26 protein-coding genes are annotated in these 24965 nt (G+C 37.2%); 11 read left to right on the top strand and 15 right to left on the bottom strand.

Features of this window, described 5'->3' with window-relative positions:
- Positions 1 to 13: 13 nt before the first annotated feature.
- Positions 14 to 976, top strand: a complete 963-nt coding sequence (locus RMA94_RS12940) for an AraC family transcriptional regulator (RefSeq protein ID WP_005076206.1) — start codon at positions 14 to 16, stop codon at positions 974 to 976.
- A 47-nt stretch (positions 977 to 1023) separates the two neighbouring features.
- Here the strand turns inward: RMA94_RS12940 and RMA94_RS12935 are convergent, their stop codons facing one another.
- The 3 genes from RMA94_RS12935 to RMA94_RS12925 form a co-directional block, all read right to left on the bottom strand.
- Positions 1024 to 2889, bottom strand: coding sequence for a SurA N-terminal domain-containing protein (locus RMA94_RS12935; RefSeq protein WP_057070757.1), 1866 nt, complete (start codon positions 2887 to 2889; stop codon positions 1024 to 1026).
- Between the two features lie 131 nt (positions 2890 to 3020).
- The gene (locus RMA94_RS12930) at positions 3021 to 3293 is read right to left on the bottom strand and encodes an HU family DNA-binding protein (RefSeq protein ID WP_001043034.1); all 273 of its coding nucleotides are present in this window, start codon (positions 3291 to 3293) and stop codon (positions 3021 to 3023) included.
- Positions 3294 to 3462: 169 nt separating this feature from the next.
- On the bottom strand, positions 3463 to 3918 hold the full coding sequence (locus tag RMA94_RS12925; protein WP_311083264.1) for a phasin family protein: 456 nt from the start codon (positions 3916 to 3918) through the stop codon (positions 3463 to 3465).
- A gap of 208 nt (positions 3919 to 4126) precedes the next feature.
- Between RMA94_RS12925 and RMA94_RS12920 the strand changes: the two genes are divergently transcribed.
- The 8 genes from RMA94_RS12920 to fdx all read left to right on the top strand — a co-directional run bounded on the left by RMA94_RS12920 (position 4127) and on the right by fdx (position 10242).
- On the top strand, positions 4127 to 4774 hold the full coding sequence (locus tag RMA94_RS12920; RefSeq protein ID WP_005076210.1) for a hypothetical protein: 648 nt from the start codon (positions 4127 to 4129) through the stop codon (positions 4772 to 4774).
- Between the two features lie 109 nt (positions 4775 to 4883).
- Positions 4884 to 5357, top strand: a complete 474-nt coding sequence (locus RMA94_RS12915; RefSeq protein WP_002117915.1) for an Rrf2 family transcriptional regulator — start codon at positions 4884 to 4886, stop codon at positions 5355 to 5357.
- Position 5358: 1 nt separating this feature from the next.
- Positions 5359 to 6576: an IscS subfamily cysteine desulfurase gene (locus RMA94_RS12910; RefSeq protein ID WP_311083261.1), complete on the top strand. Its 1218-nt coding sequence runs from the start codon at positions 5359 to 5361 to the stop codon at positions 6574 to 6576.
- 66 nt (positions 6577 to 6642) lie between these two features.
- Positions 6643 to 7029 carry a Fe-S cluster assembly scaffold IscU gene (iscU, locus tag RMA94_RS12905; RefSeq protein ID WP_002117907.1) on the top strand — a complete coding sequence of 129 codons (387 nt, stop codon included), beginning with the start codon at positions 6643 to 6645 and terminating at the stop codon, positions 7027 to 7029.
- Positions 7030 to 7059: 30 nt separating this feature from the next.
- Entirely contained in the window at positions 7060 to 7380 is a 321-nt protein-coding gene (iscA, locus tag RMA94_RS12900) for an iron-sulfur cluster assembly protein IscA (protein ID WP_002117986.1), read from the top strand.
- Positions 7381 to 7470: 90 nt separating this feature from the next.
- On the top strand, positions 7471 to 7989 hold the full coding sequence (gene hscB / locus RMA94_RS12895; protein WP_005076214.1) for a Fe-S protein assembly co-chaperone HscB: 519 nt from the start codon (positions 7471 to 7473) through the stop codon (positions 7987 to 7989).
- A gap of 37 nt (positions 7990 to 8026) precedes the next feature.
- On the top strand, positions 8027 to 9886 hold the full coding sequence (hscA, locus tag RMA94_RS12890; RefSeq protein ID WP_311083259.1) for a Fe-S protein assembly chaperone HscA: 1860 nt from the start codon (positions 8027 to 8029) through the stop codon (positions 9884 to 9886).
- A 17-nt stretch (positions 9887 to 9903) separates the two neighbouring features.
- A complete protein-coding gene (gene fdx, locus RMA94_RS12885; protein WP_311083257.1) occupies positions 9904 to 10242 on the top strand; it encodes an ISC system 2Fe-2S type ferredoxin in 339 nt (112 codons plus the stop codon).
- Between the two features lie 55 nt (positions 10243 to 10297).
- Here fdx and RMA94_RS12880 read toward each other — a convergent pair whose 3' ends face one another.
- The 8 genes from RMA94_RS12880 to RMA94_RS12845 all read right to left on the bottom strand — a co-directional run bounded on the left by RMA94_RS12880 (position 10298) and on the right by RMA94_RS12845 (position 19555).
- A complete protein-coding gene (locus tag RMA94_RS12880) occupies positions 10298 to 11764 on the bottom strand; it encodes an adenylate/guanylate cyclase domain-containing protein (RefSeq protein WP_017403203.1) in 1467 nt (488 codons plus the stop codon).
- Between the two features lie 56 nt (positions 11765 to 11820).
- Entirely contained in the window at positions 11821 to 12255 is a 435-nt protein-coding gene (locus tag RMA94_RS12875) for an HIT domain-containing protein (RefSeq protein WP_002117900.1), read from the bottom strand.
- Between the two features lie 201 nt (positions 12256 to 12456).
- On the bottom strand, positions 12457 to 15918 hold the full coding sequence (gene mfd / locus RMA94_RS12870) for a transcription-repair coupling factor (RefSeq protein ID WP_311083255.1): 3462 nt from the start codon (positions 15916 to 15918) through the stop codon (positions 12457 to 12459).
- A 134-nt stretch (positions 15919 to 16052) separates the two neighbouring features.
- Positions 16053 to 16409 (bottom strand): hypothetical protein, encoded by a 357-nt coding sequence (locus RMA94_RS12865; RefSeq protein ID WP_005076223.1) that lies wholly within the window; start codon positions 16407 to 16409, stop codon positions 16053 to 16055.
- 81 nt (positions 16410 to 16490) lie between these two features.
- Entirely contained in the window at positions 16491 to 17423 is a 933-nt protein-coding gene (locus tag RMA94_RS12860) for a Dyp-type peroxidase (RefSeq protein ID WP_025470601.1), read from the bottom strand.
- Positions 17424 to 17566: 143 nt separating this feature from the next.
- On the bottom strand, positions 17567 to 18346 hold the full coding sequence (locus RMA94_RS12855) for a glutathione S-transferase N-terminal domain-containing protein (protein WP_311083252.1): 780 nt from the start codon (positions 18344 to 18346) through the stop codon (positions 17567 to 17569).
- Positions 18347 to 18370: 24 nt separating this feature from the next.
- Positions 18371 to 18877: a ribonuclease E activity regulator RraA gene (gene rraA / locus RMA94_RS12850; RefSeq protein ID WP_060465720.1), complete on the bottom strand. Its 507-nt coding sequence runs from the start codon at positions 18875 to 18877 to the stop codon at positions 18371 to 18373.
- 12 nt (positions 18878 to 18889) lie between these two features.
- Entirely contained in the window at positions 18890 to 19555 is a 666-nt protein-coding gene (locus RMA94_RS12845; RefSeq protein WP_311083250.1) for an NAD(P)H-binding protein, read from the bottom strand.
- A 212-nt stretch (positions 19556 to 19767) separates the two neighbouring features.
- Here RMA94_RS12845 and rpsT point away from each other — a divergent pair, with 212 nt between their 5' ends.
- A complete protein-coding gene (gene rpsT, locus RMA94_RS12840; RefSeq protein WP_002117906.1) occupies positions 19768 to 20034 on the top strand; it encodes a 30S ribosomal protein S20 in 267 nt (88 codons plus the stop codon).
- Positions 20035 to 20090: 56 nt separating this feature from the next.
- Here the strand turns inward: rpsT and RMA94_RS12835 are convergent, their stop codons facing one another.
- Entirely contained in the window at positions 20091 to 20825 is a 735-nt protein-coding gene (locus RMA94_RS12835) for a histidine phosphatase family protein (protein ID WP_002117975.1), read from the bottom strand.
- A gap of 57 nt (positions 20826 to 20882) precedes the next feature.
- Positions 20883 to 21740 carry a 3'(2'),5'-bisphosphate nucleotidase CysQ gene (locus RMA94_RS12830; protein WP_262461147.1) on the bottom strand — a complete coding sequence of 286 codons (858 nt, stop codon included), beginning with the start codon at positions 21738 to 21740 and terminating at the stop codon, positions 20883 to 20885.
- A 295-nt stretch (positions 21741 to 22035) separates the two neighbouring features.
- Between RMA94_RS12830 and RMA94_RS12825 the strand changes: the two genes are divergently transcribed.
- The gene (locus RMA94_RS12825) at positions 22036 to 22404 is read left to right on the top strand and encodes a hypothetical protein (protein WP_005069482.1); all 369 of its coding nucleotides are present in this window, start codon (positions 22036 to 22038) and stop codon (positions 22402 to 22404) included.
- A gap of 58 nt (positions 22405 to 22462) precedes the next feature.
- Here the strand turns inward: RMA94_RS12825 and RMA94_RS12820 are convergent, their stop codons facing one another.
- Together RMA94_RS12820 and RMA94_RS12815 are read right to left on the bottom strand one after the other, a co-directional pair.
- The gene (locus RMA94_RS12820) at positions 22463 to 23122 is read right to left on the bottom strand and encodes an SOS response-associated peptidase family protein (RefSeq protein ID WP_311084030.1); all 660 of its coding nucleotides are present in this window, start codon (positions 23120 to 23122) and stop codon (positions 22463 to 22465) included.
- Between the two features lie 107 nt (positions 23123 to 23229).
- Complete coding sequence (locus RMA94_RS12815) at positions 23230 to 24963, bottom strand: ABC transporter ATP-binding protein (protein WP_311083248.1); 1734 nt, start codon at positions 24961 to 24963, stop codon at positions 23230 to 23232.
- Positions 24964 to 24965: the final 2 nt, after the last annotated feature.

Here is a 24965-nt window from a genome sequence, read left to right as displayed (position 1 = left end):
TTTTATTAAAATAATGATTGATCATTTAAAGATGGATGCACTAAGTAAATTTTTTGATGATATTCACCTTAATAAGTCTGAATACATCTATTTAAAAGCACAAGGAGAATGGGCTTTTAAAACACAAGATCAATCTGCTTTACTTGCCTATATTGTTTTAACTGGTTCAGTATATATTCAACTTAATGCGTCAGAAAAAATAATTGCGACAGCTGGTGATATTATTTTAATTCCTTCTGGAAAGGCACATAATGCCACCGACTCAAAATCAACAGCAACTAAATTAGTAGATTCATTAGATATTACTTCGCTTTTTAACGGCCATAGACAAGACGCAATTGAATTTGGCACCTCCTCTCCTAATAAAACCTTATTACTGTGTTTACGCTGTCAGATTGATACTCATATGGCAGGCCCTTTGATTAATGCATTGCCTTCGATCATGCATATTCAACACGAAAATCAAACCAACCCACCAGAATGGCTACAAATTGGGCTTTATTTTTTAGCAATTGAAACTCAAAAAATCAGGCCGGGACATGACAAAATTATTGATCATTTAGTCAGTATTCTTCTCATTGAGTGCATTCGTGATCATGTTCAACAAATGACTGATCAACAAAACTGGCTAAGTGCGTTAACCCATCCTGAATTGAGTAATGCCCTATCCGCTATTCATAGCCAACCAGAAGTCGCTTGGACAGTTGAATCTTTAGCAGAACAATGCTGTATGTCACGGTCCAAATTTGCAAATCTATTTAATAGTATTATTGGGGAACCACCTCTAACTTATTTGCAACATTACCGTTTTCGTTTAGCAAGTCAGTACTTACGCACAAGTAATTTTTCAATTCAGCAAATATCAAACAAAGTCGGCTATTCATCCGAAACTGCTTTTAGTCAGGCCTTTAAAAGAATTTTTGATTTATCACCTAAACAATATCGACAGCAATATATCGAACATCATCTCGATTAATAGAAAATAAAAAAGCGCCGAAGCGCTTTTTTTATTTGATCAAATTATTATTTAATTTTTGCATGTGATTTTAAATATTGGCTGTAATCTTCCAATATTTGTTGACCACGAGATTGACGATAAAGTTGTTTTAGCTGTTGTAATTGATCAGCAGGAATAGCATTAGCGGCTGATGAATTTACATTTGAAACTGCAACGACTACCAGCTCATTTGGTAAGTTTGCTGTTGTAACAGACCACATACCCGGTTTAGGGGTAGCTAAACTAAATGCTGCACGTTCAATTTCACGCTTTAAACCCTGTGAACGACTAAATACGCCAGCTGATTCAAATGCGACTTTATTTTTAGCAACTACTTGTTCTGCTGGTTGAGTTTTAAACTCAGTCAACATGGTAGCAATTTTTGCTTGGGCTGCTTTACGCGCTTTTGCATCGATAACTTTGGCTTTTGCTTCATTCATCGCTTGCGCTAATGGTTTTACACCAGCTGCGTGGTAATCACGTACTTTAACCCATACCGTATCACCATTTGCTAATTGAATATTAGATGATGCATTACGGTCACCATTTTTCACATCATCATTAAATAGCTTAATTTTGACACTTGGATCACTTAAATATGGGTTTTGAGTTGCTAAAGTTACACCATTCAATGATTCAACTTTTGCACCTTTTACTTCTTGTACAACAGCTTCTAAAGAATCATTACCAACAATTGTTTCATTCAAACTGTTTACGGCATCTGAATAAACAGTAGCAACTTTATTCTTTTCAACCTCAGCCGTTAAACGCGCTTTCTCAGCTTCAAATGAAGGGATTTGGTTAGCTTGAGTTTCTGCTTCAATAATATGGTAACCATATTGTGTTTTTACTGGCTGCGAAACTTGTCCATTTTTCAAACTTAAAACAGTTTTATCAAATGCATCCGAGAAAACGCCTGGAGCATATGCTTCAACTAAACCACCTTTTGCTTTTGAACTAGGATCTTCAGAGAACTGCGATGCAGCTTGTGCAAATGAAAGACCGCCCTGAATTTTCGCATAAACTTCTTTTGCAAGTTTTTGAGCGGCTGCATCATCACGAGCATCAGTAGTAATTAAAATATGCTTTACAGTTCGTTTAGCATCTTTTTTCTGAGTTTCAACAAACTTTGCATAAGCTTGCTGAAGTTCAGCTTCAGTTGCAGGAGCTGGTTTAGCCATCATTGATGGAGATAAGACAACATAATCAACATCAACCGAAGCCTGTTGCTTAAATTCATTTTGATGCTTGTTATAGTAATCTGTAGCTTCTTGATTAGAGGCACTTAAACCTGTTTTGTAAGCATCTAATTTAATACTAGCTAAATGTAACGTACGTTGTTCAGTTTGCAAATTCGCAATTTGCATTAGATCAACTTTGCTTACTAAAGAGTAATCAGCAAAGGTTGACGTTAACATTTTCAAAGCATGATCTTGACGTAGGCTTGCTATTAAACCTTGACTCGTCATGCCAATAGAACGTAAGTAATTTTCATAGAGTTTTTGTGAGAATTGACCATTCTCTTGCAAACTAGGCTGCTGAGCTAACATTTGCTCAATTTGAGCATCACTCAAAGAGATACCTAATTTTTCTGCTTGCTGTATTAATAGATTACGTGACACCAAAATATCGAGTGCCTTAGCCTGAATGACAGGCAAATTAAGTAAACTTTCATCCCCTTTAACAGCAGCTAAATATTGTTCTTTGTAAGACTGAGTTAAAGTTTCAAGGTCTTTTTTAGATATTTCTTGGCCATTTACTGTCTTAGCAACATCAGCCTTGTTTCCCCTATTAAAATATCCTTCAATACCTACAAGTGCTAAAGGGGTCAAAAACAAAATTAGAAGGACTTTGCCGAGCCAACCCTTAATGACTGTACGAAACGATTCCATAAGTATTCCAATATTTTATTTCGAGGAGAATTTTAACTGAAAAACCACAATCAATGAATGAGCAATATTGGTCAATTCAGATATTTAATAAAAAACGCGCCTATATTGGCGCGTTTATTCATCTTAAAAGATTAAGCTACTGAATCTTTAAGACCTTTACCAGCTTTAAAGCTAGGTACTTTTGTTGCTTTAATTTGAAGCTCTTCACCAGTTTTAGGGTTACGACCAGTGCGTGCAGCACGTTCTTTAACACTGAAAGTACCAAAACCAACTAAAGTTACTGTGTCACCTTTTTTAAGTGCTTCAGTAATTGACGCAATTGTCGCATCGAGTGCCTTGCCTGCATCAGTCTTAGATACTCCCCCTTTTTCAGCAATTGCATCGATTAATTCTGATTTATTCATGAATAAAACATCCTCTTAATATCGTTTGTTTAAGGTCCAAGGCTATAGTTTAAAAGGCCATGACGCCTTTATAGCAATGCTTTAGGGGAAAACGCAATACTAGAGCAGGGCTTTTAGCAAAAATAAATGCTAAAAAACTGTTATATATTTGCTAAATCCCAACATTTTTTTACTTTTTATTCAATTTTTCTTTCAAATGTTGATTTTCTTCTATTAAAGCATCCACCTTAATATGCAGTTGTACAAGCAGCTGTTCGATGTGTTGCAAATCCTTCGGCGTCACCAACCCAATACGGTTTAAAGAGTGATTAACACTCGTATCAAGAATCTTTTCTACTCTGTCTTTTGTTTCAGATACAGATTCTTTTGCTTTTTCTGTGACCTTGCCAACAGTATTGTCTGCCAAGTCTCCAGTTTTTGATTCTAGCTCCTCACCCACTTTAACCAAAGAATCAAAGAGCTTATTTCCCTCTTCTTCCGCACGTGAAAAAGCACCAAGTCCTGCTAGCCAAATTTGCTTAGTATACTTCCTAAAATCTAAAGCTGATTTTCTTGAACTTTTTGATTTTAATTTATTTTTTTCTTCCGACTCTTCTATCTGGGTATCTATATTTGCATTATCCATTAATCTAAACTCCTAATCATATGAGAGAAATGATGACTGATTTGACCACAAAATATTTCTATAATATCAAAGTAAAGACTTGATCCATTTACAAAACTGTTCTACAAAGCAAATAAGTCATGTAAATATATTTAACACGACATTGTGTTAAGTTTGGGATAGGATGTCCCATTCTTCAGTTAATTGCTATTTCTAAGGATAAACTTTTATGAGTGAAACGCAACAAAGACAAAAACATCCGCGTCTGTTGCTGAATATTGTTCTAATTATTTTAGAAACTTTTTTTTCATTTATTCTCACCCACGATGGTGCCCTTCGCTTGCAAGCGAAAAAGTTTATTTTGAACAAAACAACGATTCGTATTAATAGCTATTTACCTTTCTTTGACTTCTATGTTCAATTTACAGAAAAAGGTTTGTTATTCGATATTCATTCTTTTGATAGACGTATTGATCTTGAGATCAATAGTACGCTTATCGATTTAATTAAAATTTTTGGTTTTTCTAACCAACGCAGTCTTAAAAATATGCGTATTGATGGTGATGAGGAAACGAAAAAGGAACTTCTAGATTTAATTTCTCATTTAACTCTTCCAAAATTGCTAGTTGACTGGAAACAGTGGTTTAACACTTCAGATGATGAAGCTGAAACCCTTGCTTCACGTAAACGGATCGCTCCATTACTTGAGAAAATTGATCAACAAAGATCAGAGATCAACTCCCTTCACGTGGAAATTAAACAATATCAAAATCGAATTACTCGCTTACAACGACGTCAACGAAATATTAACTTCTCCTTTGGTATAATTAGCCTAATATTTATTGTTTATTTCATATATAATTTGTGGGTTGCCTAATTTATTTTTCTATTTTGTTCCTACACTTGAATTAAAAATAAAAAAACTTGACTATTTTAGTCGGGATTCATAAAATCCTATTATCTAGTCTTAACATGTGTATCGAATCATGCGCCTTACAACTCGCGGTCGCTACGCAGTGACTGCTCTACTTGATTTAGCTTTGCAGCCAACTGAACAAACGATCACGCTCGCCGAAATTGCCGCACGCCAATCCATTTCAGTTGCTTATTTAGAACAGTTATTCGCAAAACTTAAGCGTCATGGGTTAGTTTCTAGTGTTCGTGGTGCAAATGGTGGTTACCATTTGGCTCGAAATGCTGATGAAATTACTGTGTTAGAAATTATTGAAGCTGTAAATGAAACGGTTGATGCAACACGTTGTGACCATAAAGGTAACTGCCAAAATGGTGCAATGTGTCTCACTCATGATTTATGGCAAGAACTCTCTCATCATATTGCCGACTATTTAGCAAAAATCTCTCTTGCCGACCTCATTAGCCGAGACAACGTTCAAACTGTTGCATTACGCCAAAATGTGACTGGCACAGATTCAGCTCTTTTATCGGGTACAGGTATTTGATATGAAACGTCCAATTTATCTTGATTACGCAGCAACCACTCCAGTAGATCCGCAAGTTGCAGAACGTATGATGGAGTGTTTAACTTTCGACGGTACCTTTGGTAATGCTGCGTCTCGTTCCCACGCTTATGGCTGGCAGGCAGAAGAAAAAGTTGAATATGCACGTGAGCAAGTAGCAAATTTAATTAAAGCTGATCCACGTGAAATCGTTTGGACTTCTGGTGCAACTGAATCAGATAACCTTGCCCTTAAAGGTGTAGCTCAATTCTATGCATCTAAAGGCAAACATATCATTACAAGTAAAATTGAACACAAAGCTGTTCTAGATCCTTGTCGTGAATTAGAAGAACAAGGCTTTGAAATTACTTATTTAGAGCCGGAACCACAAACAGGTTTAATCACTCCTGAAATGGTTAAGGCTGCCCTTCGCCCAGATACTATTCTTGTTTCTCTTATGATGGTAAACAATGAAATTGGTACAGTCACAGATGTAGCGGCGATTGGTGAATTAACACGTGCCAACAAAACATTTTTCCACGTAGATGCAGCACAAGCAGCTGGTAAAGTTGATATCGACTTATCTACGATGAAAATTGACCTTATGAGTTTCTCTGCTCATAAAATTTATGGTCCAAAAGGTATCGGCGCATTATATGTACGTCGTAGCCCGCGTGTTCGTCTAAAAGCACAAATTCATGGTGGTGGTCATGAGCGTGGTATGCGTTCTGGTACTTTGGCTACTCACCAAATCGTTGGTATGGGTGAAGCTTTTGAAATTGCAGGCAAAACAATGCATGCAGAACAAGAGCGTCTCCGTAAACTTCGTGACAAACTTTGGAACGGTTTACAAGACCTTGAACAAGTGTTCTTAAATGGTCACCCAACTCAAAACGTTGCAAACTATTTAAACGTTAGCTTCAACTTTGTTGAAGGTGAATCTTTAATGATGGCACTTAAAGATGCTGCTGTATCAAGTGGTTCTGCTTGTACTTCTGCAACTTTAGAGCCTTCATATGTTCTTCGCGCATTAGGTTTATCTGATGAGCTAGCGCACAGCTCGATCCGCTTCAGTTTTGGTAAATACACAACTGAAGAAGACATTGACCACGTGCTTACAATTACCAAAGCCGCTGTTGAGAAATTACGTGAACTTTCTCCGCTTTGGGATATGTACAAAGAAGGTATCGATCTTTCTACAGTTGAATGGGCAGAACACTAATTATTGAAATTAGTGTTTTAACCCTCATATTAATATTAGGCTGACCCCGAGGTTTGGAGAAGCGAAATGGCTTATAGCGAAAAGGTAATTGATCATTACGAAAACCCACGTAATGTTGGTGTTTTAGATAAAAACTCTGAAAATGTTGGTACAGGCATGGTGGGTGCACCTGCATGTGGCGACGTGATGCGTTTACAAATTCAGGTAAATGATAGTGGTGTGATTGAAGAAGCACGCTTCAAAACTTATGGGTGTGGTTCTGCAATTGCATCAAGCTCACTTGTAACTGAATGGTTAAAAGGTAAGACTCTTGATGAAGCTCAAGCGATCAAAAATATTGATATCGCAACTGAGCTTGCTCTTCCTCCAGTAAAAGTTCACTGCTCTGTACTAGCTGAAGATGCAATTAAAGCTGCGATTGATGATTACCGCAGTAAAAAATCTAAAGCTTAATTTGTTACCATTGTAAACGTTGGAGTTTTCATGATTCATTTAACTGAAAATGCTGCGACTCATATTAGCAATTACCTTAAAAATCGAGGTAAGGGTGAAGGCATTCGCGTGGGTGTGAAAACTTCTGGTTGTTCTGGGTTGGCTTATGTTCTCGAATTTGTTGATTCTGTCGATGAACATGACCAAGTTTTCGAACAATTTGGCGTTAAGGTTTTTGTAGATCCAAAAAGTCTTGTCTATTTAGAAGGCCTAGAAATGGACTACGTAAAGAATGGCCTTAACGAAGGGTTCGAATTTAACAATCCCAATAAAAAAGGTGAATGTGGTTGCGGTGAGTCTTTCACTGTATAACTCCCTCTTCTCCTTCCATCCTTTTCATTAAAACAGTGACTTTTTATAGCACTGTTTTAATGTATTTAATTAACGTGGACCTCCTTTCTAATGAATCATTTTGAGTTGTTCAATTTACCCGTAGAACTCGATATCGATTTAGCGAGCTTAAAATCTAGTTTCTTAAGTTTGCAACAGCAATATCACCCAGATAAAGCAGAAGATAAAGATCAGGCATTGATCAAATCAAGTGAAATCAATCAAGCTTTTAAAGTACTTTCGCAAGTAGATAGCCGCGCTGCTTATCTATTAGCGTTAAAAAAGCAAGATCATCACCTTGATCAATCCATTAGTGATTTTGAGTTCCTACAATCAGCTCTAGAGCTTCGTGAGCAACTTGATGAAGCAACTTCACAAGAGCATTTGAGTACTCTTAAGCAAGAAGTTTTTCAGTGGATTGAAGGCTTAGTTCGCGAATTTAAAATTGACTACTCAGATGAAGATTGGGGCGAAGCTCGAGATACTGTACGTAAATTACGTTTCTTTCAGCGCGTTCTTAACGATATTGAAAAAGCAGAAGATCAACTGTTGGATGATGAAGACAACTTTGATTTAGACGATGATTTTTAATTTGCTTTTTCCAATTTATATTCAAAGGATTTAACTCATGGCACTTTTGCAAATTGCTGAACCGGGTCAATCCAGTGCCCCACATGAACACCGCATTGCGATTGGTATCGACCTAGGAACAACACATTCTTTAGTTGCGACAGTGTTATCAGGCAAACCAAAAGTCCTTAACGACGAAAAAGAAAGACGACTTCTTCCTTCTATTGTGCATTATGGAAATGATGTCACTCATTATGGTGAAGAAGCAAAACCTTTCATTATTGCTGATCCAAAAAATACAATTGTTTCTGTAAAGCGTTTTATGGGACGCTCAAAAGCAGATATCAAATTTCAACACCCATATGAATTAGTGGGTTCTGAAAATGAGATGCCAGCTTTCGAGACACGTTCTGGTCGTAAAACGCCTGTTGAAATTTCAGCTGAAATTTTAAAACAACTAAAAGAACGTGCTGAATCTAGTTTACAAAACCCAGTAAATGGAGCCGTAATTACTGTTCCAGCTTATTTTGATGAAGCACAACGTCAAGCAACACGCGATGCTGCACAGCTGGCTGGGTTGAATGTACTACGTCTTTTAAATGAGCCAACTGCTGCTGCTGTGGCTTATGGTTTAGATCAAGAAACGAATTTAGCTACAGATCATAACTATGTGATTTATGACCTAGGTGGTGGTACTTTCGACGTATCAATCCTACGTTTTTCACAAGGTGTCTTTGAAGTATTAGCTACAGGTGGTCATACTGCTTTAGGCGGTGATGATTTAGATCGTCTCATTGTTAAGTGGGCTAAAAAACAATTAAATATTGATACGCTAAGTGATGAAAACTATGCAGTATTTATTGTTGCTGCTCGCCAAGCAAAAGAACAAATCTCTACACAAGAATCCGTTCAGTTAAAACTACTTGAAAATGTACTAACACTTGATCGCTCAACCTTTGAGAGCATTATTCAAGTTGCTTTAGATAAAACAATCAGTGTTTGCAAACGCGTTTTACGTGATGCAAAACTTGAGTTATCAGATATTCAAAATGTTGTTTTAGTAGGTGGTTCTACCCGTTCATATGCTGTTCAGCAAGCAGTTCGCAATGTATTTAACCAAGAACCACTTTGCACAATTAATCCTGATGAAGTAGTAGCGATTGGTGCTTCTATTACAGCCAATCAATTAATTGGAAACAGCCAAGACGGCTCACTACTTTTAGATGTTACTCCTCTTTCTCTTGGCTTAGAAACCATGGGTGGATTAGTAGAGCGTCTTATTTCTCGTAATACAGCTATTCCGGTTGCTCGCCGCCAAGAGTTTACTACTTATCAAGATGGCCAGACTGCCATGCTGATTCATGTAGTTCAAGGTGAAAGAGATTTAGTCGAACACTGTCGATCGTTAGGAAGATTCGTTCTTCATGGCATTCCCCCAATGACTGCTGGTCAAGCACGTATTGAAGTTACCTTTCAGGTAGATGCAGACGGCTTGCTTACTGTTTCAGCTCGTGAAACAACTTCAGGTGTACAAGCTCAAATTGATATTAAACCATCTTATGGTTTATCAGAGTCTGACACTGAACGCTTGTTAATTGAAGGTTTCCAACATGCAGAAGAAGACAAAAATCTGCGTCATTTAAAAGAAACCAAGGTTGAAGCTCAACGTGAGCTTGAAGCATTAGAACAAGCTTTGAAAGTTGATGCTGATTTACTCAATGCTGAGCAGCTCGAAGCACTTAAAACCGCTGAAAATATGCTTAAAGTACAACTTGATGGCAATGATATTCAAGCGATTGAAAAATCTGTAGAACAACTTAAAGTACATAGTGATGCTTTTGCTGCACTACGTATGAATCGACATATTGACCACGCCTTAAAAGGTACAAAACTTGAAGATTGGTCAAATTCAAACTAAAGGTATAGGTGATCAATATGCCCCGCATTAAAGTACTTCCTCACGCTCAATTTTGTCCTGAAGGTGCAGAATTTGAAATTGAACAAAATGCAAATCTTTGCCAAAGTTTGCTTGATCGAGGAATTAAAATCGAACACGCATGTGACATGTCATGTGCTTGCACTACCTGTCACGTAGTAGTTCGTAAAGGTTTTGATAGCCTAGAAGAAATGGATGATGTTGAAGCAGATCTTTTAGATCGCGCTTGGGGTCTTGAACCAGATTCTCGCCTCTCATGCCAAGTAAAAATTGTTGATGAAGATTTAGAAATTGAGATCCCTAAATATACAATCAACCACGCTTCAGAAAATCATTAATCGTGTTAATAAAAAAAGCTGCTTTAAAAGCAGCTTTTTTTATATTTTATAGACTCTAAACTTGATCTTGTTGGTCTATTTCTAAAGTTTTAACTTCATCTTCAAGTCTTAACTGCGCTATACCTTGAGTATTCACTAAAGTTTGTTGAACTTTAATTCGTTGAATCATTTTCTCAAGCACTTCTACTAATTCAGGATATTCATAGTTTTGTACTTCTTCTAAATTAAGTACCAAGTGAAAGCCTTTATACTCATAATCGAACCATTGCTGATGATCCGATTTATTGCCTGTATATTTCTCCATCACTTGCCATGTCTTTACCGCACCTTGAATACCTTTTAGATAAATCGGTGTTTTAGGTGCGCATAGGAAATCACTTTTGATTAATTGATAAGTATCATCTGAAATTAAGATTTCATCTATTTCAGCAGCATATTGCAGACGAGCCGCTAAATTCACATCACGACCTACAATCGTATAAGCCATACGATGTGTTGCCCCATAATTTCCTACGTGGCAATAACCAGTACTAATGCCCATTCGGATATGCAATGCTGAGTAACCCATTTTTTTCCAGCGCTCGCGCAACAATTTCATTTGCTGACGCATAGCGATTGCCATTTCTACACAGGCTTTGGCATCTTGCTCCACACCTTGTGAATTCGGATCACCAAAAAATATGAGAATGGCATCCCCCATAAATTTATCGACAGTAGCCTCATACTGTTTAGCAATTTCTGTCATATGACTTAAATAGTCATTAAGCAAAAATGCTAAATCATCTGGAATTAAAGTTTCTGATAACTCTGTAAAACCCTGAATATCAGAAAAAAACACCGTCATTTTTTTACGCTTATATTCAATCTTTGCTTCAGCCTCACCGCGCATGATAGATTGCCATAACTGTAATGGCGCATAACGACTTAATTGATTAGCAAAAGCAATATAGCGGGTCATTTGATCATAGTAATGTTGACGCTGCTGACTGATTTTTTTAACCCAACGATGCTGGTAGTAGTTTCCGATGGTAATAAACATAACCAAGCCAAGAAGTGTAATTACAGTCAACTCTTGGCTAGTAGGCTCAAAATATGTATAAAAACCAAATAAAAAGAAAGTACTTAAATAAAAAATAATCGCGCCTAACAAACTGGTCAAACAAATGACTGCGAAAGAAATACGACTATTAATTGCTGAATAAAATAATGCAAAAATTGCAATAAATGTAGGCACCAAATTAAGATGCAGACCTGCTAAGGTAACTGCTACAACAATTGCATCGATTGCAAAGAAAACACTTTTTTGAGTTTTTTTATCGAATTGGTACTGAAGCCAATGTTCTAACTTCGAACTAATAAAAAGCAGAAATAGGAAAAAAGGTGGAACATAGATCTGATAATTTGTATTAGGTGAGGTAAAAGCATAGATCACTAAAATTAATGACAGAATTGAATATCCCATCAAACGATGAAAATATGCAAACTGCTTAGGCTCTCTATCGATAAACCTCTCTAATTGCACCCTATCCTCCACACCTCAATGTAGCCACATTCATATAAATGTGGCATTGCATTGATTTAGTCCATGCGCCAATCAAATGGCATATCACCTTGACCACGTAACGCAAGCATAAGAGTTTGACGCATATGAGCCAACACATCATTTGTATAAGGAACCGCAGGTGTACCCCAAACTGGTTTAGGCCATGCAACATCATTCTGATAACGTACAACATGATGAAAATGCAATTGAGGCACCATATTCCCCAAAGCTGCAACATTCATTTTATCAGCACGGAATACACGAGATAGCTGGCTAGATAACCAACTCGATTCACGTAAAAACTGTTCTTGGTCAGCTTGGCTCAACTCATATAATTCTGTGATTCCCGGCACCCGAGGGATTAAAATCAGCCAAGGGAATTGCATATCATTCATTAAACGACATGTTGAAAGCGGAAAATCGCCTACAAAAAAAGTATCTTGAGCAAGTTGTGGATGCAAACTAAACATATCTTTTATAAATGACAATAAACAATAATGGCTAATACTATCACATCAGTTTTGATGTGAGTATTGCTAGTGTCTGGTTTGATTACAAATAACAATGATTTTATGCACTTATTCCCCGAATAGACCAAGAAATCGCGCATAAAATTCTATTATCAACATACAAAAGATTCTTGTTGAGTTGAAATCACTTTAAAACACTATTTAAGCATGTAATTCATTCAATAATTTCGCTAACAAATCATTAATAAATTGGATTCGTTTTTCCTGTTCTTCAAGCTGAACCATAACTTTTAAACGTTGACCACCTTCCATACGATAATAGGTGGGATGCTTTTGCATGAGTTGAATAATACTGATGGCCTGAACAGGTGTATCAGGCGAGAATTCAATATTGCCGCCTTGAGTATTAATATCGATTTTAGTAATCCCTAACTGTTCAGCTTTCAGTCGAATTTGATGAACACTAAATAAGTGTTTAACTGATTGCGGTGGAACCCCAAAACGGTCAATAAGCTCCATACGGATGTTGTCGAGCTTTTCTTGGGTATCTGTATTACTAATACGCTTATAGAATAATAAACGCTGATGCACGTCACCTAGATACTCATCTGGAATAAGAGCAGGTATGTGTAAATTAATTTCTGCTGTTAATGATAAAGGTGCATCAAAATTCGGCGTTTTCCCTTGCTGAATCGCTTTAGTAGCTTTTTCAAGCATTTCCATATATAGGCTATATCCAATTGCCTGCATTGAACCACTTTGCTGTTCACCTAAAAGCTCACCGGCACCTCGAATTTCTAAATCTTCTGTAGCCAGCATGAAACCAGCACCTAAAGTTGAAGCACGTTGAATTGCATCTAGACGTTTTTCAGCATCACCTTTTAAATGCTTTATGGAAGGAACCAATAAGTAGGCATAAGCTTGGTGGTGTGAACGTCCTACACGGCCACGTAATTGGTGTAATTGAGCTAAACCAAGTTTGTCAGCCCTTTCTATTAAAATAGTGTTGGCATTTGGAACATCAATTCCAGTTTCAATAATGGTTGAACATACCAATACATTGTATTCTTTGTGGTAGAACTGTTGCATGACTTGCTCAAGTTCTCTTTCCCTCATTTGTCCGTGTGCAACAGCTACACGAGCTTCAGGGACAAGCACACGAATATTTTCAGCTGCTCTCTCAATCGTATCAACTTCATTGTGCAAGAAATATACTTGTCCACCACGCAGTAACTCACGCAAGATCGCTTCTTTAATAGACGCTTCAGTATGTTCTTGTACAAAGGTTTTAACAGCTAAACGACGGGCTGGTGGTGTAGCAATGATAGATAAATCACGCATTCCCGAAAAAGCCATATTAAGCGTACGAGGAATTGGTGTAGCTGTAAGCGTTAACATATCTACATCTGCACGTAATGCTTTAATACGCTCTTTATCACGCACACCAAAACGGTGTTCTTCGTCGACCACCATTAAGCCTAGATCTTTAAACTGCACATTTTCTTGTAAAAGTTTATGGGTGCCCACCACAATATCGACTTTACCTTCAGCAAGATCTTCAATATTTTTCGTATGCGTTTTATTTGAACCAAAGCGTGATAATACTTCAATACGAACAGGCCAGTCAGCAAAGCGGTCTTTAAAAGACTCATAATGCTGTTGAGCAAGCAATGTCGTCGGTACTAAAACAGCGACCTGTTTGCCATTTTGCACCGCAACAAATGCTGCTCGCATTGCAACTTCTGTTTTACCAAAACCAACGTCCCCACAAACAAGTCGATCCATCGGTTTAGCTTGTTGCATATCATAAAGTGTCGCTTCAATAGCATTGGCTTGATCAAGTGTTTCTTCATACGCAAATCCACTCGCAAATTGCATATAAAGTGACTGATCGACTTCAAAACCAAAGCCAGGTTTTGACTGACGACGTGCTTGTATATGTAGCAACTCTGCTGCAACATCATGAATTTGTTCTAAAGCTTTACGTTTAGCCTTACTCCAGGCGTCAGTTCCAATTTTATGTAATGGTGCTAAATCTGGATCTCCGCCACTATAGCGGCTAATGAGATGCAAGTTAGTCACAGGCACGTAAACTTTTGCCTCTTCAGCATAGTCTAGTTGCAAGAATTCATAATCTTGCCCTTCAATTGCCAAAGTAATTAATCCAGCATAACGCCCGACACCATGATCGATATGAACAACAGGAGCACCTATGCTTAATTCGGTCAAACTACGAATTAGGAATTCTTCTGAAACTTCTTGCTGACGTTTACGACGACGTTGAACTACGCGATGCTCATACAACTGATTTTCTGAAATAACAGACAATTGATCGGTTAAAAGCAAACCACGGTCTAATGGTGCATTCGTAATAGCAATCGCAAACTGACTTTTCTGGAATTGCTCAAAACTATCTACGCTAGGAATATCTCCCAGACTAGCACGCAAGCCATCTCTTAAACTTTCACGTCGACCAGCACTTTCTGCAACCAATAAAACAGAATGATTTGCTTCATCAATATATTTTTTAACTACAGCAAATGGTTTTTCTTTTTTCGGATCAACTGGCAACTTAGGTGGTTGCTCAACCTTAAGATTTAGAGCCCCAGCTTTTTCTTCAACTGCTTCAGCGCTTACAAGCATACGTGGGAACTGATTTAAAGCACTTAGCAAGTTATTGGGTGCAATAAATAACTCATCAGGAGGAAGAATTGGTTGGTCTGCGTTATGGCGTCTATCTTCATAGCGACGGAAAACTTCTTTCCAAAAACTGGTTAAATCAGTATCTATATCATTATTTGTAATTACAATGCAATTCTTTGGAAAGTACGTTGTAAGTGTACTTTGAGATTGCATGTAAGTTTTATCAAAAAATAACGGTAAATAAAACTCAATTCCCGGAGATGCGATTCCATCAAGAACATCTTGGTAAATTGGGTTTTTCTTAGGATTTGCGGTCGGAAAAAGTTCAGAATAACGATCTCTGAAAATGGAACGAGCTTCTTTTAATGGGAACTCTTTCGCGGGAAGAACTGTAAAACTTTTTAAAGTTGTGGTGGTTCTTTGTGTTTCTGGATCAAAGAATTTTAAAGTATCAATTTCATCATCAAATAGGTCAATACGGATAGGTGCATCCTGACCAGATGCAAAAATATCCATAATGCTGCCACGTACAGCAAACTCACCATGGTCGTAAACTGTATCTACTAAATGATACCCAGCTTGTACTAAACGTAGCTTCTGTTGTTCTAAATCAAATTTTTGCCCCACACGAATATCAAAATGCTCACCTAAAACCCAAGAATATGGTGCAACTCTTTGAGCTAAAGTGCTTGCTGAAATGAGCAATACACCTTTTTGTGGCATATTGGATAAAATCGCGAGTCGCTCTGAAACAATATCTTGATGAGGTGACAAGCGGTCATACGGCAAAATCTCCCAATCAGGGAAAATTGTCGGTTTTATGCCATAAAATTCAAGTTCACTTTCTAACTGAGCAACATGTTGGTTATTTTGAGCTACTACAACGAGCAAAGATGAATGCTGAACGGCAATTTCTTTGAATAATAATGCAGCAGACGAACCTAATAACGACCCTACCCAACGCTTTTCACCGGCTTTGAGCTGTTGTAAATTCAATTGAGAGATTTCTTGTTGAAACATGTATATGGCTTTTATCAGCTAAGAAGATATGAGCTCAATAGTAGCATGATGTTTTTAGTGAAATGAGTTATTTTTTTGAAAATCAAACTACTAGTTGGCCCTACTTTTTATATTTTTTAATCAATCAACTATGATTATTTATCACGCAAAAACAAAACATAATATTGATTTAAAATTTGTATAATCGCTTTGAGTTGAAGTAGCTTTTCTTGATTATTTTCCAATCTTGCAACATAACGCTGTGTTGCGATTTCTAGATCAATCTTTTCATTAATTTGTGGCGTAATTTGAAATAACTTTTGAAGATTATCAAAATTCTGTAATTTACGGTTTGAAAAATATTCAAGATGCTCTGACCACTTTTGATTAATCACTACATCATTAATGATAGGCCCACGTTCAGAGTCAAATTTTAATTGATTCTCTTGCAAGTAAAGTTGTTCTGGTGTTTCTTTTGAGCCTTGAAAAAGCTGCGTTATCTTTTTAAACATTTCATCACATCATATTTATTTCAATTTAAACAATGGAAGTAATCTAGTCACTCCCATCATTTAAGTCTTCTAAACTAACGACTATTCATCGCCTAAATCATCAAGAAAATCTACAGTCGGTACAAAAAATAAAGTACCTGTTTGAGCAGTACTAAAGTCAAGTAACCGATCTAGGTTACCATGCTCATTGCCTAAAAACATGTTCTCAAGCATTTGTCGGGTTGTACTAAATTTACGCGAGTAGCCAATAAAGAATGTGCCATATTCATTTCTAGACGGATTTGAAAAAGGCATATTAGCTCGCATAATTTTAAGTTCATTACCTTCTGCATCATGAGCTTTACTAACGACATTATGAGCCGTTAAAGGTTTTTCATCATCGCCGAGCTCAACATCATTGAACTTTTTTCGGCCGATCACTTTTTCTTGCTCTTCGTCAGTTAATGAACGCCATTTGTCCATATCATGTGTATATTTTTGGATAAAAGCATAACTTCCCCCGATAAAGTCAGGGTCTTCATCGCCTACTAATGCCCACTGTGCTGCAATAACAGGTTCAGGATTCTCTGTTCCATCCACAAAGCCAATAATTGCACGACCGTCAAAATAACGAAAACCATGAACCTCATCAATTGGATACGTTACTTTACCAAGCTGTTGATTAATTATATTGCCCAGCTCGTAACATAAAGTCTGACGATCAGCACGTATATGGAAAAATAAATCACCTGGAGTTGAGACAGCCGTGTATTTCGGACCTCTAATTTCTTGAAATGGTTGTAACTCTTGAGGCTTGGATTGCTCTGGAAACAATATATCCCATGCATTGGAGCTAAAACCTAAAGTAGCATTAAATTTACTATCTGGATAACGGTTAGTTAGACTTCTGGTTAGTGCTGAAAAATTAGCAGCAAAATCTTTTACTTTTTCTATTACAGAATCACCTTGAGCTAGTCCCAATACAATAAATAATGCATTTTCACCAGGAGCACTCGTTACAGGTTGAATTCTCATACATTCCATAAAATATGCCTTTTTAGGTATTTAAGTTTATTAATTTAGCATACTCATATTTTTTTCATACAACCTGTTAAGAAATCTGATGTTAATAAGAGTTTAATTAAAACGCCTTAAACTCTTACTCAAATTAACCTCAATCAACGTCCATATTGCTTTTTCAAATACTTTACGATTTGAGCAGACTCAAACATCTTAACTCCCGTATTTGGATCTACCAAATAAGGCACCTGCATTTTATCCTGCATAATCGGCAATAGCTTTTCCCTTTTTCCACCTTCTAAAGGTATATATTTCCCTGGTTTTAAGCGAAGAATAGCAGGTCCCATATCTTGCCATCTCTCTTTTGCCACATTATGCAAAACATATGGAAGCTCAAGTTCAGAGAGTAGACTTCTTACAATTCGTGAATACGGACTTGCTTCAAAACTCCATAACTCAAGTCTTTGCTCAGGCGCAGCTCTATTAACAATTTTTTTATTTATCCATATTCCACGAGCTCCATTTAATATAGTTCCTGCAACTGCAACATAAGGCATGTTTGGGTAACTCGAAAATTTCTGCGGTGTTTTCCCTGTCTTACCATAATGTTTAAATAAATGATGGATAATATCCTGTGATTCATATAGCTGATCGCCAGTATTTTCATCAATTAAAAAAGGAAACTGTAATTTGCCGCCTTTTTCTTTTACCACTGAACGATACTTTGTTCCGCCTTTAGGACATGGATAAATTTCAACATCCAGATTCAAAAGTGTAATCACTTCACGAACGCGACGACAAAATGGTGAACCTTCAAATTCATATAGTTTCAAAGCCTTTACAGGCTGTTGTGGAAATGCTGTTCCTGAAACACCTCTACCACCTTCAGCAATTGCAGATACAACTGCTTGAAGTACTTTAATTTGATGAATCACCATCGTGCCTTCCTTTATATTAGAGAATTAGACTAATTTTTCTTTTGCTATCACAATCCCATTATTATCAGCATAGATAAAATCACCAGATTGAATTGTGACTCCACCAAAATACAAATTAATATCTACCTCACCAATGCCCTTACGATTACTTTTTTGCGGAATTGCAGCCAATGCATGTACTCCCAAATCTAAGGTCGCAATTGCATCAACATCTCGTACACAACCGTAAATCACTACACCATTCCAGTTGTTTTTAACTGCTGACTCAGCAATCAAATCACCCATAAGTGCACAGCGCATAGATGCACCACCATCAACAACTAATACTTTACCTGTACCATCTGTTGCCAATAACTCTTTTACACGTGAGTTATCTTCAAAGCACTTTACTGTTACAACCTGCCCCCCAAAAGTTTTACGTGCTCCATAACTTTGAAAGAACTTGCCATCCATTGATGGGATTACAACCTGTAAGTCTTTTTCAGGGTTATCATCTAATAAATCACATGTTACAAATGGTACTGTTGACACTTTAATACTCCCTTATCGAGTTTGTTGTATGCTCAGATTATCATATCGTTTAAAGGCTTCAATTTGCGTTAGCGCCGCTACGACCATCGTATGAGCCAATTGCTCCGCAGTTACTGGCTTATATTTGAATTGCTTTTGAAATTTATTCTCGATAAGTTTAAATAGACTTTGTCCCAAGTCTTCAATAAACCGTACATCGCTGCGTTTACCAATCAGTAAAGACGGTCTAAAAATTGATAGTTTTTCGAGTTCTAAACTCTCAATATAATCTTCTAACTGTCCTTTTACTTTATTATAGAAAATTGGAGAATTTGCATTTGCTCCAAGGGCACTCACTAGCAATAGATGAATATGTTTATCTTGTACTAAATCTGCTAAATGAGCATTGATTTCATAATCCACAGCGTAAAAAGCCTGTTTTGAGCCTGCCAATTTTAATGTTGTTCCAAGACAGCTAAATGCATGGGTATGGCCATTCACATCTTCATCATTGAGTAATAAAAAATCCTCTATAACGAGTTGAGTAACTTTTTTATATGTATTAAGTAGTTGTGATTCTTTTCTTACCACAACAGTAATCGCTTCAAATTCTGGTGTTTGCTCAAGCTGTTCGACAAGCGCTAAACCCACAAGTCCCGTAGCACCTATCACAATTGCTTTTTTAGTACTTATAGTCATTTTTTATCCAACCCTCTTTAAGTTTGTATCAAATTTAACCTTTTCTTACCGTTTTAGCAGCCCCTAAAACCGCTTAAAATGCTCGCAAGGCTTGACTTCACGGTGTTGATTCATCACAATATGGCACTTGTTTACGGGCTGGTGATGGTTACACCAGTTTACTGAATTGACCACAGCCCGCCCAGACCAACTTATTTTCAAGGAGTGCAAGAGTGGCAAACTCTGCTCAAGCTAAAAAACGTGCGCGTCAAAACGTTACAGCGCGTAAACACAACGCAAGCTTGCGTTCTATGGTTCGTACCTACATCAAACGTACTTTAAGTGCAATCGCTGGTGGTGATTATGCTGTTGCTACAGAAGCTTACAAAAAAGCTGTTCCTGTAATCGACCGCATGGCTGATAAAGGCATCATCCACAAAAATAAAGCTGCTCGTCATAAGAGCCGTTTAAATGCTCAAGTTAAAGCGCTAGCTAACTAATTTGAACATGTAAAAAAAGCCCAATAGGGCTTTTTTTATTATCTATTGTTTTGAGCTTATAGCACTTTATGAAATTTAGCTACATTCAGCTCATAGGCCTTTCCTCTCCAAATCCACTTTAATTTACAATTTGGAAACTCTTCACCTTCAAACCAGACAAATAATCCTTCCATCATTTCCGGCCAGTCTTCTTTCTTAATTTTATTCTCGCCAGAAATTACAGCAACAATTGCTGCAATAATCGTGTCATGACTCACGGCTAAACTAAGACCGCCTTTAGTTTTTGGATGAGTCCGGTAAATAAGCTCTAGTACATCTAAAACACCCGTAATGGGATGTTTCATACCAGGTAATGCATTATTTACAAAACTATTAATAAAACCTAAAGCACCCTGCTTTTTAAAATAAGGAGCAGCTTGTTGTATATCCAACACAAAGCTACCCGGTTCAACAAGTAGCCCTTGCTCAATAATTTCAATCGTATGAGTATTTGATTGAGGACTTACATCGTCAGCCCCTTCAATCATGAGTGCCGCCGTATCGACACAGCGTTGTATTGGACTTGAAATACAATGCTGAATAACACGATCTGTATTTTTTATTAAGTAATTACCCCATGCCTGCGCAAGCTCACGTCCTTGAGGAGTAAGTTGGAGATCATAACCAGCCAAGCCCTGCCCATCTACAAGTTCTCTTAAAGAATGGCGCGTAAATAAGGTTACAGGAGTTGAAGCATCGGGCAATAAATCAATTGCTTCAAACATACTTTTAGGCAATAAATCGAGTGCCATCTTTATCTTGTCATCTTTTTTCAATACTTTGCCACTATAACATGTCTGGCATAACTCTCAATCTATAACACCTGATTGGGCTAATGCTTCAAATGCTATTTTTTTGCTTTCCTGATCACGAAAAGCGATAAAGCCCTTATTTAAAACCGTGCTTCTTTGGTTATATTCAAAAGGTTTTCCATCAAGAGTAAGTAAACCACCGCCTATACTTTCTAAGAGACCTTGACCAGAACTGGTATCCCATTCAGAAGTAGGATGAAAGCGTGGGTAAATATCAATTTCACCTTCTAACATCATGCAAAACTTATAGGCACTCCCAGCTTCTCGTCGAATAATACGATGTTCTTTTTCAATAGGTTGAATAAATTTTTGATATTTTGGATTTTTACTACCGTGACTAAGGCCTATTTGTATAGGTGCATCTAGCGAAGTTGAACTAATCTGATATTGATACCATTGTTGTTGGCTAAAGCTATATTTAAAAGGTAAATCTTGCAGATATCCTAAGTACACAACTTGTTCACATGGCACGGCAATAACTGAGAAAACTGTTTCTTTGCCGTTGATCAAGCTTAGATTGATCGTAAATTCATCACGTTCATGTATAAACTCTTTCGTACCATCAAGCGGATCTAACATCCAACAAGTAGACCAGTCATGACGGGCACTATAATCACTTTCTTCAGACAATACAGGCAACTCTGGAGTAATCTCTGCAAGATGCTTTAATAAAAATCTATTTACCTTTAGATCTGCTTGGGTTACAGGTGAATCATCTTGCTTTTCATGAATAGTAAACTCATGACCCGCAGAATAATTTTGATATTCTTCTAGTAAAATCTGACTCGCCTGTTCCAGAATAGGCAGAAGTTGATTAATTAAATTATCTTGTGGGCGTGTAGTTGTTATAAACATAAATATGCTCTACATAGTTTCACTTCTATTATAGGTGAATTATGAACAATTCTATATTCGCCAACAGTTTGATTTACTAAAATAGTCATTTATCCTAATCATTAGGATTGTTACTTTCCGCCTATGCTATTTAAGTAATATGAATAATTTTAATATTTATAAAAGTCTTTATTACGTACAAAAAACAATCTATAAGTTATGAAAAATAAACAACTTAAATCAGATTTATCCATTTCCTTTTCATATATTTCTTGGTATGTTCAAGGACACAATAACAAGATGGAAGAAAGTGCACATGATGTTATATGGATATCATTTCTCAACAATAGAACATAACTGGGAAGACCTTAAGCCCTTAAATGAGTTTCTACAAACATTTGCAGATGATGATGGTGATGTTTCAACACGAGATAAAGAATCTCTCAAAGAAATCATAGCGAAATCTGATACAGCTTTAGCTCTCGCTAGAGAAATGGGTTGGGATGGTAGTTATACAGGCTGTCCTTATCTATTCTGGTTACCCAGTAAAAATAGCCAATCTTTTGAATATGGCTTCGTATTTAAACAGACCTCAGATAATACAACTTTTGTGATTTCACCCATTGAATTGAGCTATTTAGCTGAAGATTCCGAGGTACAAACATTAAGTAAAAATATTGAATAAGTGATATAGGTTATTGATTCAGAGTTGATATCAATAACCTGATCTTATTTTAGATAGATTAGTCAAACATGCTTAACTGTGGTGTCGGTTTTATAACTTTTTCTTTTGGCACATGAGAGCATTCAAATTCTTCAACCGGAAAGCCTTCTATAAAGCTGGAAATATCAGGTGATTCTAAACTTAACCATTCATCTAGTCGGTCATGTGGAATCACAATAACAGATCGTTTAACATCGCCCGGCTCATGAAAGTCTTTCATCATTGGATGGTCTATAGCATCCATGGTCAACATGCTTGCAGAACGAATAATCGTTTCATTTATTTTGCAAATTTCATAGATTGCTGCAATAAAAAAAGCCTGTCCATCTTTACGGCGCACACCCCACCGCTCTGGCTTATCATTTATATACTTACTTTCATAAAATTCGGACACTGGAATCACACCGAATTTACATTTAAGTGCGGCTTCTTGAAAGCTAGGTTTTTGGAAAATAGTCTCATGACGGGCATTGTAGGTATGTTTTGCTATATTTGTATCTTCAGCCCATTTAGGAACCAATCCAAACCTCACTTCGCGCCATTCAAACCCTTGTGATGATTTGAATAATAGTGGCATTGTTCCAGCAGGATAAACCTCTTCGGCATAGCTAAAGCCGACCACAGGCAACTGAAGTTGCTGTAATTGGGCAAGCGTTAAAGGTTTAAAATTGGCGCACATAGCAAGAATAAAATACTCAACATTTATCTCTCTTATTTTATAAGCATTTACCACATTAACCAAATAAAAAGGCACTCGAGAGTGCCCTTCACGACATAACTTTACGCTTATGAAACGTGTTGAATACCTTGAGGAATCGCCTGTAATAGTCGTTTAGTATAATCATGTTGAGGATGTGCATAGAGTTCATCTGAATTGGCTATTTCAACAACTTCTCCATGATTCATGACCATGACCTGATCAGAGATATATTTCACAACCGATAAGTCATGTGAAATAAAGATATAACTAAGCCCAAACTCCTCTTGTAAGTCTTGTAATAAATTAAGTACTTGTGCCTGTACAGATACATCAAGTGCAGAAACTGACTCATCACAAATCAAAATTTCAGGCTTTAGTGTTAAACAGCGTGCAATGGCAATACGTTGACGTTGACCACCTGAAAACTCATGCGGATATCGGTAGTAAGCTTGTTCAGGCAGATTCACTCGCTCAAGCAGTCCAAGCGCAATTTGTTTGCGCTCAGTATCATCTTTACCAATGTTATGAATTTGCATAGGCTCTAATAAAATCTGTCCAATGGTAAAGCGTGGATTAAGAGAGGCATATGGATTTTGAAAGATGATCTGGATTTTTCGTTGATATTTAGCAAACTCTTTTTCAGTTAATGAAAGAATATCTTTACCTTCGATGAAAGCCTGCCCACCAGATGCCTGATGTAAGCGCATGAGTAATAGCCCAACAGTCGTTTTACCTGAACCTGACTCACCAACTAATCCTAAGGTTTTTCCTTTAGCCAGCTTAAAAGAAACACCTTTTACGGCCTGAAACTCTTCTTTGCCAAATAGACCTTTACGGCTATAAAAGCTTTTTTTCAGGTCTTTTACTTCTAAAATGATTTGTTCATCACCAATTAAGCCACGTTTGCGCTCGGGAATTTCTGAAGCATCAAAACTTTGCTCGACCAATACATCGTCTTCTTGACGCATAAAATCGCTGGTCACTGGTAAACGATAAGGTCGTTGTGACATTTGCGGGCGGCAATATAACAAAGCTCTCGTATATACATCTTTAGGCTGTTCAAGAACCTGTTCAGCAGCACCTTGCTCTCTAATCTCGCCATGACGCATTACAATGACTTTATCTGCAATTTCACCAACCAACGCTAAATCGTGAGTAATAAAAAGCATCGACATTTGACGGCGCTTACGCAATGACTCAAGTAAATCAATAATCTGTTTTTGGATCGTGACATCAAGTGCCGTAGTCGGCTCATCGGCAATGAGCAGTTTAGGCTCACACGCAATCGCCATAGCAATCATGACACGTTGTTGTTGACCACCCGAAAGTTGGTTTGGATAGGCATCAATTTTAGTTTCAGGTGAAGGAATACCTACTTCTTTAAGCAACTCTAAAACGCGTTGTCGGGCCTGTTTACGGCTCAATCCCATATGCAAACACAACACTTCTGCAATTTGATTGCCAACCGTAAAAACAGGATTTAATGATGACATCGGCTCCTGAAAAATCATCGCAATATCTTTGCCACAAATTTTACGCATCTCTGTACGAGATAAGCTCAGTAAATCTTTACCTTCAAATATAATTTTACTTTGCTCATCAATTTTACTCTGACCTACCGGCAGTAATCCCATAGTTGCCAAGGAAGTAACCGATTTTCCGCTACCCGACTCACCTACTAAAGCAACCGTGGTGTTTTCTGGAATGTCAAAGCTAATTCCTTTCACAGTTTCAATATATTGTTTATCTTCATCTTTAAAACTTACTCGTAGATTTTTAACATGCAGTAACGGCGCATTCTTATTTTCATGTTCTGACATTA

It is taken from the genome of Acinetobacter sp. V115_6 (assembly GCF_031799025.1).
GTDB classification, from domain to species: Bacteria; Pseudomonadota; Gammaproteobacteria; order Pseudomonadales; family Moraxellaceae; genus Acinetobacter; species Acinetobacter pittii.
The sequence above is the reverse complement of the archived record's forward strand: the minus strand, read 5'-3'. Positions and strand labels throughout refer to the sequence as shown.